Origin of the sequence: Chitinophaga sp. XS-30 (genome assembly GCF_008086345.1) — a bacterium.
Taxonomy (GTDB): domain Bacteria; phylum Bacteroidota; class Bacteroidia; order Chitinophagales; family Chitinophagaceae; genus Chitinophaga.
Genome location: NZ_CP043006.1, coordinates 5,990,372 through 6,005,000, shown reverse-complemented (window position 1 = coordinate 6,005,000; position 14,629 = coordinate 5,990,372). Strand labels below are relative to the sequence as shown.

General features: G+C 50.3%; 12 protein-coding genes and 2 rRNA genes (1 of these 14 only partly in view). 12 read left to right on the top strand and 2 right to left on the bottom strand.

Features of this window, described 5'->3' with window-relative positions:
- Window positions 1-430, top strand: a 23S ribosomal RNA gene (locus tag FW415_RS24180); it begins 2,453 nt to the left of the window's first position.
- A 171-nt stretch (window positions 431-601) separates the two neighbouring features.
- Window positions 602-713: ribosomal RNA gene (rrf, locus tag FW415_RS24175) — 5S ribosomal RNA — on the top strand.
- A 360-nt stretch (window positions 714-1,073) separates the two neighbouring features.
- Here the strand turns inward: rrf and hisS are convergent.
- Window positions 1,074-2,417: a histidine--tRNA ligase gene (hisS, locus tag FW415_RS24170; protein ID WP_148389664.1), complete on the bottom strand. Its 1,344-nt coding sequence runs from the start codon at window positions 2,415-2,417 to the stop codon at window positions 1,074-1,076.
- A 25-nt stretch (window positions 2,418-2,442) separates the two neighbouring features.
- The gene (locus FW415_RS24165; RefSeq protein ID WP_148389663.1) at window positions 2,443-2,877 is read right to left on the bottom strand and encodes a low molecular weight protein-tyrosine-phosphatase; all 435 of its coding nucleotides are present in this window, start codon (window positions 2,875-2,877) and stop codon (window positions 2,443-2,445) included.
- Window positions 2,878-3,507: 630 nt separating this feature from the next.
- On the opposite strand from FW415_RS24165, the gene FW415_RS24160 reads away from it, so the two are divergent.
- The 10 genes from FW415_RS24160 to FW415_RS24115 all read left to right on the top strand — a co-directional run bounded on the left by FW415_RS24160 (window position 3,508) and on the right by FW415_RS24115 (window position 14,628).
- Entirely contained in the window at window positions 3,508-4,368 is an 861-nt protein-coding gene (locus FW415_RS24160; protein ID WP_168208963.1) for a PstS family phosphate ABC transporter substrate-binding protein, read from the top strand.
- A gap of 39 nt (window positions 4,369-4,407) precedes the next feature.
- Window positions 4,408-6,129 (top strand): tetratricopeptide repeat protein, encoded by a 1,722-nt coding sequence (locus FW415_RS24155; RefSeq protein WP_148389661.1) that lies wholly within the window; start codon window positions 4,408-4,410, stop codon window positions 6,127-6,129.
- A 512-nt stretch (window positions 6,130-6,641) separates the two neighbouring features.
- Window positions 6,642-8,366 carry a tetratricopeptide repeat protein gene (locus FW415_RS24150; RefSeq protein ID WP_148389660.1) on the top strand — a complete coding sequence of 575 codons (1,725 nt, stop codon included), beginning with the start codon at window positions 6,642-6,644 and terminating at the stop codon, window positions 8,364-8,366.
- Between the two features lie 306 nt (window positions 8,367-8,672).
- Window positions 8,673-9,005: an NADH-quinone oxidoreductase subunit A gene (locus tag FW415_RS24145; protein WP_246858858.1), complete on the top strand. Its 333-nt coding sequence runs from the start codon at window positions 8,673-8,675 to the stop codon at window positions 9,003-9,005.
- A 72-nt stretch (window positions 9,006-9,077) separates the two neighbouring features.
- Window positions 9,078-9,641 carry an NADH-quinone oxidoreductase subunit B gene (locus FW415_RS24140; protein ID WP_148389658.1) on the top strand — a complete coding sequence of 188 codons (564 nt, stop codon included), beginning with the start codon at window positions 9,078-9,080 and terminating at the stop codon, window positions 9,639-9,641.
- Window positions 9,642-9,660: 19 nt separating this feature from the next.
- Entirely contained in the window at window positions 9,661-10,182 is a 522-nt protein-coding gene (locus FW415_RS24135; RefSeq protein WP_148389657.1) for an NADH-quinone oxidoreductase subunit C, read from the top strand.
- A gap of 24 nt (window positions 10,183-10,206) precedes the next feature.
- On the top strand, window positions 10,207-11,427 hold the full coding sequence (locus tag FW415_RS24130) for an NADH-quinone oxidoreductase subunit D (RefSeq protein ID WP_246858857.1): 1,221 nt from the start codon (window positions 10,207-10,209) through the stop codon (window positions 11,425-11,427).
- Window positions 11,428-11,498: 71 nt separating this feature from the next.
- Entirely contained in the window at window positions 11,499-11,993 is a 495-nt protein-coding gene (gene nuoE, locus FW415_RS24125; protein ID WP_148389656.1) for an NAD(P)H-dependent oxidoreductase subunit E, read from the top strand.
- 117 nt (window positions 11,994-12,110) lie between these two features.
- Window positions 12,111-13,478, top strand: a complete 1,368-nt coding sequence (nuoF, locus tag FW415_RS24120; protein ID WP_148389655.1) for an NADH-quinone oxidoreductase subunit NuoF — start codon at window positions 12,111-12,113, stop codon at window positions 13,476-13,478.
- Window positions 13,479-13,512: 34 nt separating this feature from the next.
- Complete coding sequence (locus FW415_RS24115) at window positions 13,513-14,628, top strand: 2Fe-2S iron-sulfur cluster-binding protein (RefSeq protein ID WP_246858856.1); 1,116 nt, start codon at window positions 13,513-13,515, stop codon at window positions 14,626-14,628.
- The last annotated feature ends 1 nt before the right edge of the window (window position 14,629 follow it).

Sequence of the window (14,629 nt, the reverse complement as noted above, 5' to 3'; positions counted from 1 at the left end):
CTGATCTCCCCCAAGAGCTCATATCGACGGGGAGGTTTGGCACCTCGATGTCGGTTCGTCACATCCTGGGGCTGGAGAAGGTCCCAAGGGTTCGGCTGTTCGCCGATTAAAGTGGCACGTGAACTGGGTTCAGAACGTCGCAAGACAGTTCGGTCCCTATCTGTTGTGATCGTTAGTAAATTGAGAGGACATGACCTTAGTACGAGAGGACCGGGTCGTACGTACCGCTGGTGTATCTGTTGTGCCGCCAGGTGCAGTGCAGAGTAGCTATGTACGGGCAAGATAAACGCTGAAAGCATCTAAGCGTGAAACTTACCTCAAGATGAGTTTACTTTTAAGGGCCGTCAGAGACGATGACGTTGATAGGCTACAGGTGTAAGGGTGGTAACATCGAAGCCGAGTAGTACTAATTGCCCGTAAGCTTTAATTTTATTTATTGCACATCCCGTACGCCGGCATGCAAATGCGGCCAAACGGATGCTTTACAACTTCCCGATATGTAAATTTATTGGTCTGCCTGCCGGTACCCCGCCCCTGATCCATGATCAGCGGAAAGGGAAACAAGCAGGACCGGACAACACACACAAGATATGCAAGATCTTATGGTGGTTTTGCCGAGGGTGTTCACCTCTTCCCATTCCGAACAGAGAAGTTAAGCCCCTCATGGCCGATGGTACTGCAATATCATGCGGGAGAGTAGGTAACTGCCATATTTATTGAAAAGAGCCTCATCGGGTAACCGGTGAGGCTCTTTTGTTTTTATACCTAATTGAGATGTTGCAGCTTTACTCCATCAACAGGCAACCGGCGAGACTCTTTTGTTTATATACCTAATTGAGATGTTGCTGCTTTACTCCATCATCAGGCAACCGGCGGAATTCTCTAGTTTTGTACATACTTAAAACGTTACTGTTTTACATCATCATGTAACCAGTGAGTTTTTGTACATGCCGCAACATTGAAAACGACCACCTCAAAAGCAATTCGATAGCTTGAAAATCACGTAAATTCATCACCTGAATTAGCAGGCAGCAATTACTTTCAAGACGGTCGTTCTATACCTGAAGAAGCACTTAAAACCCGAAGTCACCCAGTTCCCCGGCTTTCACCGTATAACGCTGCTTCCCCGGAATATCCTTTATAAAGATCGTATCCGGCGCATTATCTTCCACATATGCAATAAAGGGAATACCCCGCTTCTCCGCATATTTATACTGCTTGTCCTGTTTAATATCCTCCGGATACATCTCCACCGCAATACCACGTTCCCGTACCTGGGTGGCGTACCTGAAAACTTCAGCGAGCCGCTCCGCTCCCGGATGGAAGAAGATCACCCGTGTAGACTCCTCTGCCGACGCAGGGAAAAGCCCCAGCTTCTCCAGCACATCATAGATCCGGTCAAGACCGAAGGAAATGCCTACTCCGGAGATTCCCGGCACGCCAAAGAGTCCTGTCAGATCATCGTACCGGCCGCCGCCGCCAATACTGCCAATGTTCACACCAGCGGGAGCCTTTACCTCCACGATCATCCCGGTATAGTAATTCAGGCCACGGGCAAGGGTCAGATCCAGCTGAGGTTCCACCCGGAATGATGCCAGCTGGTTACGCAATACAAAACGCAGCTCCTCCACACCTTTGAGGCCGGTATCCGAAGAGGCCAGCAGTTCCGACAGCCGTTGCAGCTTCTGTTCATTTGTACCGGTGAGCGAAATAAAGGCCATAGCTTTATCCGTCTCCGTATCTGTCAGCCCGCGCTCCACCAGTTCCTGCCGTACGCCGTTTTCCCCTATTTTATCCAGCTTATCGATCGCGATGGTGATATCCGTCATGAGATCAGGCCGCCCGACAAGTTCCGCCAGTCCTGCCAGTATTTTCCGGTTGTTCACACGCAACTCATAGCCCGTCAGCTGAAGGTCGGTGAGCACCGTATCATAGATTTTCAACAGTTCAACCTCATTGATCAGGGAATTGCTGCCGATCACATCGGCGTCACATTGATAAAATTCGCGGTACCGGCCCGCCTGCGGCCTGTCCCCGCGCCACACCGGTTGTATCTGGTATCGGCGGAAGGGAAGGTTGAGTTTGCCATGGTTCATGGCAACATACCTGGCGAACGGAATGGTAAGATCGTACTTAAGCGATTTCTCGCACAGTAACAGGCCAAGTTCACGGCTGTCTTTAGCCAATTGCGCCTGCCCGAGTATATCACCGTTGTTCAGTATCTTGAAGATCAGCCTGTCGCCTTCTTCGCCGTATTTTCCCAACAGGGTGGAGGTGTTTTCCATGGCCGGTGTTTCCAGCGGCTGGAAGCCGTATAATTCGAATGTTTTGCGGATCGTGGAAATGATGTAGTTGCGTTTCCGCACCACATCCGGCCCAAAATCCCTGGTCCCCTGGGGGATGCTTAATTTTGCCATTATCGAGAGAAATGAAGTTGAAAAATCACGGCGTATTCACGATCCTTTCGCAAGCGTCGTATATCAGATGATAGACCGGTTCAAACAGGGCATCGTCATACCAGGGATCGGGAACCGGCTGCTGATGTTCCAGCAACAATTGTACCTTGCTACGGTCCGCATCGCTGCGCGCTTTCCGCAGCACATCCCGGTAATTGTCCAGGTCCATCACATAAATACTGTCGAAACGCTCGAAATCACCGGCCTGGAACTGTCGTCCCCGGAGGCCCGAAATATCGATCCCGTGTTTTTTAGCCACTTTTACCGAACGCGGATCCGGCGGATCTCCCACATGCCAGTTGCCCGTTCCTGCGGAATCAATTTCCCAGTTCAACTGCCGCTGCACGGCCAAATGCCGGAGAATGCCCTCCGCCAGCGGCGAACGGCAAATATTGCCGAGACAGACCATCAGAATTTTCATCGCTGTTTACTGCTTTAAGGGTAAGCCACTGGTTACCAGTTGTTTGAAGTCCTTTCCGGACGGCTTTTCCCATCTTTTTTCCGAACGCAAACCTACCATTTTTTCGGGGAAGTCCGCATGCATCCCACTAGAATTGAATATGTTAAATTCTGATATAGCGATATGGAATCCGCGTCGCAACGCATCTTTTCACAAAGCCGCCGGTCAAACTACAGCCGCGGTTTTCCGGAGCTTTAACAAACGAATAAGTTTCAATAACTAGATGAAAACAATTTTTTTTGTATAATTGTAATTTGCCACCAATGCATCAGGAGAACGAAAACACAAACAAACGAATGAACGCATCTTATCGCCCGTTCGGCGAGTTGATCAGGGGAATATTTTTTATCTTATTCGGGCTATACGCTTTCTTCTCTGAGCAACTGGGGTTCCGCAAGCTCAATTTTGAGCCCGCCATTATTTATACCATAGGAGGTCTTCTTTGCGCGTATGGACTATACCGTGTGTACAGGGGCATCAAACAATTATTTTTTTGACCTGATTATTCGTCATCAATAGACCTTGTGTATGTTTTTAAGCATTAAAAGCCTGAAGAAGATCTTGTGGGCAGCAGCAATAACTCCCCTTGTAATGGCCGCTTGTAATACCGGCTCTTCCCGCAAGGGCGCTGAACAGGATACGCCAACCAAAGGCACGATCAGGATCTCGGTTGATGAGACTTACAAGCCACTGATAGAATCCGAGATCAGGGTATTCGAATCCTTGTATCCGAAGGCAAAGATCATCGCAGAATATAAACCGGAAGCAGATTGTTTTAAAGATCTGTTCAATGACAGTTCCAGGCTGATCATTGTAACAAGGGACCTGAAGGAAGAAGAAAAGGAATATTTCAAAAAGGAAAAGATCCGTCCGCAAAGTCTGCAACTGGCAACGGATGCTGTAGCATTGATCGTTAACAATGCCAACCCTGATTCCATTCTGACAATGGACCAGGTGCGCAAGATCATGAGCGGCGAAGCGGAGAAACCCTGGCAGATCGTTTTTGATAACCAGCACTCCAGCACGGTACGCTTCATTCTGGATTCCATCAACAAGGGAAAACCGCTGCCGGCCAATACCATGGCAGCGCAAACCAACCCCGAGGTGATCGGCTATGTGGAAAAGAGTAAAAATGCGATAGGCGTGATAGGGGTAAACTGGATATCCGATACCAATGATTCTACATCAATAGAATTTACCAATCGCGTCACAACAGTAAAAGTACGAGCCGACAATAACACAGATTTCGTACAACCATACCAGTTTTATATCGGTATGAAGTCATATCCGCTTACCCGCGGGATGTTTTTTGTTTTAAAAGAGCCCTATCATGGACTGGGCGCCGGTTTTGCCACTTTTCTCGGCGGTCAGGAAGGTCAACTCCTGATAGGCAGATATAAACTATACCCTGCCAGGCTTAACATCGTCTTCAGGGAAGCCACATTGAAATAATATTAAATACTGATAAACACAACTAAAACCGGATTGCTCATGAACACGAGGAAAAGTCTATTTGTAGCCATGCTCTGCGTAGCCAACGGAGCCATGGCGCAATCTGTGGAGGATGGTTTGAAAGATTTGTACTATGGCAAATTTCAAACCGCGAAGCAGAATCTTGAAAAAGCGATAACTGCCAAACCAACGGACGACCGCGCCTATTATTACCTGGGAATTGCTGAATTGGGACTGGAAAACAAAGACGGCGCTGCAGCTGCTTTTACCAAAGGACTTGCTGCTGTACCTAATTCTCCCCTGCTGACTGCCGGTATGGGACGTATTGATCTGCTGAATGGCAAACCTGCCGAAGCAAAACAGAAATTCGACGCTGCTACTACCGCTTCTGAAGGTCGTGATGGAGACGTTGCCCGCGCTATTGCTGATGCCAATTCTGAAATTCAGGGTGGAGACCGCGGATATGCGCTGACAACCATGGAAACGCTGCTGAATAATGAAGGCCGTAAAAGAAAACAGCAATATACTGCAACCGCAGCTGACTTTATCGAGTTGGGAGACGCCTATCGTTTCCTCGGTGGTGAGAACGGTGGTAAAGCTGTCACCGCATATGAAAGAGCATTGGAGCTGGACCCCAATAACGCCGAAGCTGTAATGAAACAAGGCCTGGTGAACTACAACGCCCGTCTGCTGCAGCAGGCTGTGACCGACTGGACGAAAGCCACCAATATGGATCCGAATTATGCGCCGGCTTATTTTGAATTGTACCAGTTCTACATTACGCCTAAAAAGAATCAACTATCCTGGGAAAATGCCGCAACATATCTGCAAAAATATATCGACGCGATTGGAGATGGCGGGGATAAGATAGAAAATGCCTATAACCTGGCTGCTATTGCCTTCTATCAAAAACGGTATGATGAAGCCGTTCAAAAGGGGAAAAGTGCGCTGTCTATGCTCAACGCGGATCAAAAGGGTAGATTTATACGGTTGATCGGAGATGCTTATTTGCAAAAAGGAGATTCGCTGAACGCTCAGAAAGTGATGGAAGACTACATTAAAGTCGCAGGCGATGACAAGCTTGTGGCAAACGACTTCAAACTTTTGAGTGCCATTTATGGTAAATTGACACCCTCTGATTCAGCTACAGAAGCTCAGTATGATTCCTTAGCTGGTATTTATCTGGAAAGATATGCAGACCTTGATACCGCAAAAGATCATGAAACGTACAGAGGCATTGCAGAGGCATTCAAGGAAATGCGCAATTATTCAAAAACTGCCAAATGGTATGGTAAAACACTGGAATTAGAGGAAAATCCGCGTGCTATTGAGGACCACTTCTTCAAAGGGGTATATGAGTATTATGCAGCTGAATACAGCAAGGCGGATTCCACCTGGGCTGCTTTCAGCGCAAAGTACCCTGAGCAGGCAAACGGTTACTACTGGAGAGGAATGTCCAACTTCGCGATGGACCAGCAGGCTAAGGAAGGCAAAGCCAAAGAACCGTTCGAGAAATACCTCACGATGATCAAACCTGAAGATGAGGCAAAAAGCAAAAGGTTCCTGACCAATGTTTACACTTACATGATGCTGTATTATTACAATCTGGACGACAAGACCAATATGCAGCCGTTCATGGACAAGCTGACAGCGATCGACCCGGCGAATGAAACCGCCCGTCAGGTAAAGGAATATCTTGAATCCGTAGAAAAAGCCGCGGCCAGCAAAACTGCCAAGGCTACGCAGGGCGCCGGTAAATAATACCGCCGTCATATAAGGCCGGGGCTGATCAGGAAGTAGTTACTTCCCGGTCAGCCCCGGTTTTCTTTCCGGAATTACCCGAGCCAGAGCACCAGACACAGTTCGCAATCAAAGGTCAGCCCCCGGTTTTCTTTTTGGAATTGCCCCGGACGACCATATCGTCATAGATCAAGCGCAACCCCGTCAACTGCATCCATATACCTTTCCCGGAAAGGGGAATAGATACATGATCTTGCTCCACTGACCTCAATTTTAACACTTCTATAGTATTTAATTAACACATGTCCGCCCCCCACTGCCTTTTATCCGCAGCGGCGGGCGGCTAAAGGATATACTAAACTTTTTTAACTTTTCCTGCATTGTTTATGCCGCCGGAATTGAGTAAATTCAGTTGACAAGCAAGAACCCCTATGTCAACAACTTGCTTTCTGGCATGTTTTTTTATACAAAGAATTCCATACCGGCGCGAAAAGAAAATCTGCCGGTATGTTTAACGGACTAAAACTAAAACCATGAACAAGCGTATCAGTACCGTATTCGCCCTGCTTCTCCTGGCCGGCGGGGTGATGGCTCAATCAATAGACGATGGTCTCAAGAAATTATACTATGGCAAATATGCCGGAGCAAAACAGGACTTTGAAAGCGTCATAGCATCGAAGCCGACAGATGACCGGGCGCATTATTACCTCGGCATCGCGGAACTTGGAATGGAAAATCAGGAAGCTGCCGCTGCTGCATTTACCAAAGGGTTGACGGCCGTGCCTAATTCTCCTTTGCTGACTGCCGGAATGGGGCGGATAGACCTCCTGAACGGAGATACCGCTGCCGCCCGCCAGAAGTTCGACGCTGCCCTTGCAGGCGTTAAAGGGAAGAATGGGGAGGTATCCCGTGCGGTGGCCGATGCCAACTCGGAAATAAAAGGTGGTAACAAGGCCTTTGCGCTGGCCACGATGGAAACGTTGATGAATAATGAAGGCGCCAAAAGAAGGGATATCTACGATGCCACGGCAGCCGACTATATCGAACTGGGCGATGCATACCGCGCTCTGGGTGGTGAAAACGGCGGTAAAGCCATCACCGCATATGAAAGGGCGCTGGAACTGGATGCCAATAACGCGGAGGCGGTGATGAAACAGGGGCATGTGAATTACAATGCCAAACTGCTGGAACAGGCTGTAGGCGACTATGCCCGGGCTGCTTCCCTGGACCCGAATTACGCTCCTGTTTTCTACGAACTGTATCAATTCTACTACACCCCCCGCCCCAGGCAGTTCTCCCTGGCCAAGGCCAAAGAGAACCTGCAGAAGTATCTGTCCTTGTCAGACCCGTCCGACAAAGTGAAAAATGAATACTACCTGGCTTCTATCATGTTCTTTGACAGAGATTACGATAGCGCCATCGCCAAAGCGCAGAGCCTGATCCCGCAGGCGAATGATTCCTACAAGATGAAGCTGCACCGCCTGATCGCTGACGCGCACCTCCAGAAAGGGGATTCCCTGACGGCCAGAAAGGTGTATGATGATTACGTGCAGAAAGTGGGGGAAGCCAAGCTGGAACCGCTTGACTACAAACTCGGCAGCGAGATCTACGGCCGCATCAAGTACCAGGATTCCGCCTCCCAGGTAGAGATCGACAATAAGGCGCTGGAATACCTGGAAAAGTATGCTACAGCGGATACGGTGAAGGACCTGGACCGGTACGAAAGTGTGGCCAAGGCCTATCAGGAGGCCAGGGTATTCGACAGGGCAGCCGACTGGTACAAGAAGTTCGCGGAGCTGAAAGTGGAAATGAAGGAAAAACCCTCCGCCCTCGATTACTATAATATCGGCCTGAATTACTACAGGGCATCCGCCGGAGAGGGCATGACAGACACCGTGATGCTCAATAAGGCCGATTCCGCCTTCGGTCAGATCTCCACGAACTTCCCCGACCTCACCACCGGCCACTACTGGCAGGGTATGACCGCCGCAGGGAAGGATGTGGAAGCCAAAACCGGCGTGGCGCTGCCTTACTTCGAAAAATACATTGCCATGGCGGAAAGCGATGTGGAAAGGAACAAGATCGGCCTCATCAAGGCGTACACCTACCTGATGGTATATTATTATAACAAGGAGGACAATGCCAACCTCCAGAAATATATGAGCAAACTGGAACCGCTGGACCCGAACAGCGAACCGGTAAGGGCGATTAAGGAAAACATGAGCGCCCGGTCCGCACAGCAGAATAGTACCAAATAGCTAGATCTCAATATTTTATTTTTCAAAGACCTGGCCCTTTGGCCGGGTCTTTGTGTCAAAAGTACCTTATCTTCAATTGTTTAAGCTCAAAACCCGCTTCTTTGGAAACCCCGGAAACCCAATCTATCATATCTTATTATATTACATATACAAAAAAAAGATTAGATTTTCCATCGTCATCGATTTGAATTGTGCTTTACTTGCAGTATTTTTGCGCTTTCGGACAATTATATTGGGAAGCTTATGTTTTTTGCCTCTGAATTTTTGACTGCCAGCAACACGCCTTTCAGTTATTTCCCTATTGTTTTGCAACTGATTGTAGCTTTGGGATTTGTTGGTGTTACGATGATCGCTACCCATTTTCTGGGTCCAAAGCGTAAAACCAGCGATAAACTGGTCAATTTCGAAAGTGGTATCGAGCAGATGGGAAATGCCCGCCAACCCGTTGCGGTAAAATATTTCCTGACCGCAATCCTGTTTGTACTGTTCGATGTGGAAGTGATCTTTTTCTATCCTTATGCTGTGAATTTCAAGGAGCTGGGATGGGAAGGATTCCTGGCAATGCTGGCATTCGTCGCATTTTTCATGGGTGGCTTCTACTACATCATCAAAAAGGGCGCCCTGAGATGGGAAGATTAATAAGAAAGTAACTAACTATTAATAAAATACCTTTTCCCGGTTTACAGGGAAGAGGATAAGGAGGGTTTAGATATGTCTCGTCCCGTTCAGTTCAACAACAAGGTCAAGCTGGTGGAAATGCCGGAAGGGTATTCCGGTGAAGGTTTTTTTGCCACTTCTTTCGATAAGGTGATCGGTCTGGCCAGGAAAAATTCCATCTGGCCGCTGCCTTTTGCAACGTCCTGCTGCGGTATCGAATTCATGGCCACGATGGCCGCGCATTATGATCTTGCCCGTTTCGGCTCTGAGCGTCTCGGGTTTACCCCGCGTCAGTGCGACCTTTTGATGGTCATGGGCACCATTGCCAAAAAGATGGCCCCCGTACTGCGTCAGGTGTACCTGCAGATGGCGGAACCGCGCTGGGTAATTGCCGTTGGCGCCTGCGCCAGCAGCGGCGGTATTTTTGACACCTACTCCGTTCTGCAGGGAATAGACCAGGTGATACCTGTGGATGTTTATGTACCGGGTTGCCCTCCCCGTCCGGAAGCGATCCTGGACGGCGTTATGCGCATCCAGGACATCGTGGGCGAGGAAAGCCTCCGCCGCCGGCACTCCGAACGGTATAAAGACCTGATGAACTCCTACGGAATCCAATAGAAACGATAATAGCTTATACATGTCTTTGACGAACGAGCACATAAAAAACAGGCTGGCAGAGAAGTTTGGGGATGCATTGACGAATTTTGAGGAATCCTTCGGCATGATGTCCTTTCACGCACCGAAAGACCTGAACCTTAAAGTAATGCAGTTCCTGTTCGATGAAGAGGACCTGCGTTTCCGCTTTCTGACCGATCTCACCGCGGTGCATTATCCCGACCGGACAGGAGAGGAACTGGCAGTGGTTTACCACCTGCACAATTTTGCAGACAATGTGCGTCTGCGCTTCAAGGTATTCACCGATATCAATTCACCGCAGGTATTCACCGCCACACAGATATTCGCGACCGCGAACTGGATGGAACGGGAAACATACGATTTCTACGGAGTTGATTTTGTAGGCCATCCGAACCTGGTGCGTATCCTGAATGTGGATGAAATGGATTACTTCCCCATGCGCAAGGAATTTCCGCTGGAAGACCAGTCACGCGTAGACAAGGATGACGAGATGTTTGGCCGCGGAGGGATCACCGGGATTTAATTTTTACTTTTTATTCAGCTAGATATGATGTCTGAGCATAAACATATTACACTGCCGGATGGCTCCATAGAGAAGCAGACCAGTACCCTCAACCTGGGACCGACACACCCTGCGACCCATGGTGTATTCCAGAACGTGATGGAAATGGATGGAGAGCGCATTGTATCCACCGTACCTACGGTAGGGTATATCCACCGTGCATTCGAAAAGATCGCGGAGCGCCGGCCATATTACCAGATCACACCGCTGACGGACCGCCTGAATTACTGCTCCGCCCCCATCAATAACATGGGCTGGCATCTGACCGTGGAAAAGCTGCTGGGCATTCAAACCCCGAAGCGTGTGGATTACCTGCGGGTGGTCATTATGGAACTGGCCCGTATTACAGACCACCTGATCTGCAACTCCGTGATCGGGGTAGACAGCGGCGCATTCACCGGGTTCCTGTATGTCATGCAATACCGTGAGCTGGTGTACGAGATCTATGAAGAGATCTGCGGCTCCAGGCTTACCACCAATATCGGCCGCGTAGGCGGTTTCGAAAGGAATTTCACGCCGGAAGCGTTCCGGAAGATCGAGAAATTCCTGGCAGAATACCCTGCCGTGCTGAAAGAGTTCGAAAACCTCTTCACCCGTAACCGCATCTTCATGGAGCGTACGCAGGGCGTTGGGGCGATCACCGCGGAGAGAGCGATGAACTACGGCTTCACCGGCCCCAACCTGAGAGCGACGGGTGTAGATTACGATGTTCGCGTGGCCAGCCCATACTGCTCTTATGAAGATTTTGAATTCACTATTCCCGTAGGCACTACCGGCGACACGTACGACCGTTTCCTGGTACGCAATGCGGAAATGTGGCAAAGCCTCAGCATCATCCGCCAGGCTATGGAAAAGCTGAAAACATTGCCGGAAGATGTTTTCCATGCCGATGTTCCCGCCTATTACCTGCCTGACAAGGATGATGTATATACAAAAATGGAAGCGCTCATCTATCACTTCAAAATTGTGATGGGGGAAACCGATATTTTACCGGGAGAACTGTACAACCCGGTGGAAGGCGCCAACGGAGAGCTGGGCTTCTACCTGATCAGTGACGGTGGCCGCTCACCATACCGGCTGCACTTCCGCAGGCCATGTTTCATTTATTACCAGGCCTATCCGGAACTGGTGCAGGGTGCAATGCTCAGTGACGCGATCATCTGTATGAGCTCCCTGAACCTGATCGCCGGGGAACTGGATGCATAACGGATACCATTCGCTGCTGCAAAATGACCGCAGCGGATATTTGAAGAATAATCATAAAGCAAGATTTATAAATGGCCGTTCAATTTTCTGAAGAGAAGCTGAATAAAGTAAAAGAGATCATTGCGCGCTACCCGGAAGGGAAGCAGAAAAGCGCCCTGATTCCGGTGCTGCACCTGGCCCAGGAATCGTTCGGCGGCTGGCTCAGTGCGGAAACGATGGATTATGTGGCATCCCTGCTGCAGATAGCGCCCATCGAGGTGTATGAAGTGGCGACCTTTTACTCCATGTACAACCTCAAGCCGGTGGGCAAGTATCTCTTCGAGGTATGCCATACCGGTCCGTGTATGTTGAGTGGTTCGGACAATATCATTGAATATATCAAAGAGAGATTGGGCATCAACGTGGGTGAAACCACCGCAGATGGCCTTTTTTCTTTAAAGACGGTGGAGTGCCTCGGCGCCTGCGGTTATGCGCCGATGATGCAGTTGGGCAAGTTCTATAAAGAGCACCTGACAAAGGCAAGAGTGGATGAGATCATCGCGGAATGCCGGGCAAAATCGAATTAGGCCGCACAACAAGGCACAGCAGCTGAAGTGAGTGACACAACGGCGGCTGACCAAAGTAGAAAAAGCTGAAAAAACTATACCGTTCCCGCCATCGGGAGCATTTTATAAAGCGAGACAATGGGACGTAAATTACTGTTAGACAAGGCGCACATAGAAGGCATCCGGTACTACGATGTGTACCGGAAGAACGGCGGGTATGCCGCAGCTGAAAAGGCCCTGAAGAGCATGAGCCCGGACCTGGTGACCGAAGAAGTGAAGAAAAGCGGCCTGCGCGGCCGTGGTGGCGCGGGATTCCCTACCGGCCTGAAATGGAGCTTCCTGGCAAAACCGGAAGGTGTGCCCCGCTACCTCGTTTGTAATGCGGACGAATCGGAGCCAGGGACCTTCAAGGACCGTTACCTGATGGAATTCATTCCCCACCTGCTCATTGAAGGGCTGCTGATCTCCAGCTTTGCCCTCGGCGCAAACACCACCTACATCTACATCCGTGGCGAATACGCCTGGATCCCCGATATCCTCGAAGAAGCGATCAGCGACGCCCGCAAGAACGGCTGGCTGGGCAAGAACATCCAGGGCTCCGGCTTTGACCTGGAGATATATGTGCAACGCGGCGCCGGCGCTTACATCTGCGGAGAAGAGACCGCATTGATCGAATCACTGGAAGGCAAACGGGGCAACCCGCGCATCAAACCGCCATTCCCCGCTGTAAAGGGGCTATGGCAATGCCCTACCGTGGTGAACAATGTGGAAACACTCGCCGCCGTAGTGCCGATCATCAATATTGGCGGCGATGAATATGCGAAGTACGGCACCGGTAAATCCACCGGCACCAAGCTCATTTCCGCCTGCGGCAATCTCAACAAACCAGGCGTGTACGAAATAGATATGAACATTTCCGTGGAGGAATTCATCTACTCAGACGAATACTGCGGCGGCATCCCGAACGGCAAACGCCTGAAGGCATGCATCCCGGGCGGTTCTTCCGTACCCATCCTGCCGGCCAACCTGCTGCTGAAAACAGCCAAAGGCGAACAGCGCATGATGACGTACGAAAGCCTGAACGATGGCGGATTTGCCTCCGGCTCCATGATGGGTTCCGGCGGTTTTATTGTGCTGGATGAAGATCAATGCGTGGTGCGCCATACCATGTCGCTCGCGCGTTTCTACCATCACGAAAGCTGCGGCCAGTGCAGCCCCTGCCGTGAAGGCACCGGCTGGATGAAAAAAGTGCTGCTCAATATAGAGAACGGTAAAGGCAAGGAAAGCGACATCGACCTGCTGTGGGATATCCAGCGCAGGATCGAAGGCAACACCATCTGCCCCCTCGGAGATGCCGCAGCATGGCCGGTAGCCGCTGCCATCCGTCATTTCCGTGACGAGTTCGAATGGCATGTGCGCTATCCTGAAGAAGCGGTGAAACGTAACTTCGGACTTGCGCATTACGCAGATCCCTTGCCCGAAGCAGCCCCGGTTGCTACGGCTTAATAAATAATTTTCGCCGGACAGGCTTTTCCGGTGAATGCAAAGTTTCAGAACAATGGCGGAAGAAAAGAAATTATTCAAGGTTACGATCGATAACATCCCCGTAGAGGTGGAGCCGGGCACTACGATCCTGAACGCTGCCCGTATGATCGGAGGCGATGTGGTGCCGCCTGCGATGTGTTATTATTCCAAGCTGCAGGGCAGCGGCGGTAAATGCCGTACCTGCCTCGTAAAGGTCAGCAAAGGCTCGGATGCGGACCCCCGCCCCATGCCAAAGCTGGTGGCCAGCTGCCGCACCACCGTAATGGACGGCATGGAAGTGGCCAACATCACTTCCCCTGAAGTGCTGGATGCCCGTAAAGGCGTGGTGGAATTCCTGCTGCTGAATCATCCGCTGGACTGTCCCGTTTGCGACCAGGCCGGTGAATGCGACCTGCAGGACCTCAGCTACGAGCACGGCGTATCTTCCACCCGCTACGAATTCAAAAGAAGAACTTTCGACAAGATCGATATCGGAGATCATATCAAACTGCATATGACCCGCTGCATCCTTTGCTACCGCTGCGTATTCACGGCTGACCAGCTGACGAACAAACGCGACCACGGTATCCTTGGCCGCGGCGATGCTTCCGAGATCAGCACCTATATCCAGAACTCGCTGGACAGCGACTTTATCGGCAATGTGATAGATGTTTGTCCCGTTGGCGCACTGACCGACCGTACCGCACGCTTCAAGAACCGCGTATGGTTCCTCAAGCCGGTGGACGCACATTGCAGCTGCGATAAATGTTCCGGCAAAGCCGTGCTTTGGATGCGGGGAGACGAGATATTCCGCGTGACCGCACGGAAAGACAAATATGGGGAAGTGGAGGAATTCATCTGCGATACCTGCCGTTTTGAGCGGAAGGATGTGAAGGACTGGGTGATTGAAGGCCCCCGCAATATATCCCGCCACAGCGTGATCTCCCAGGGGCATTATGTAGGTGTGCACAAACCGCAGGAAACCATCGCGAACGTGATGGACGGCCGCGCCCCAAGATTGCTGATGGACATTCATACCGTCAGTGAAGTGAACATGCCGGTGGTTGACCTGAGCAAGATAGACGGCCCCGCGCATTCTAATGATTTTCCTAAAAACAATGGAGCTCAATAAA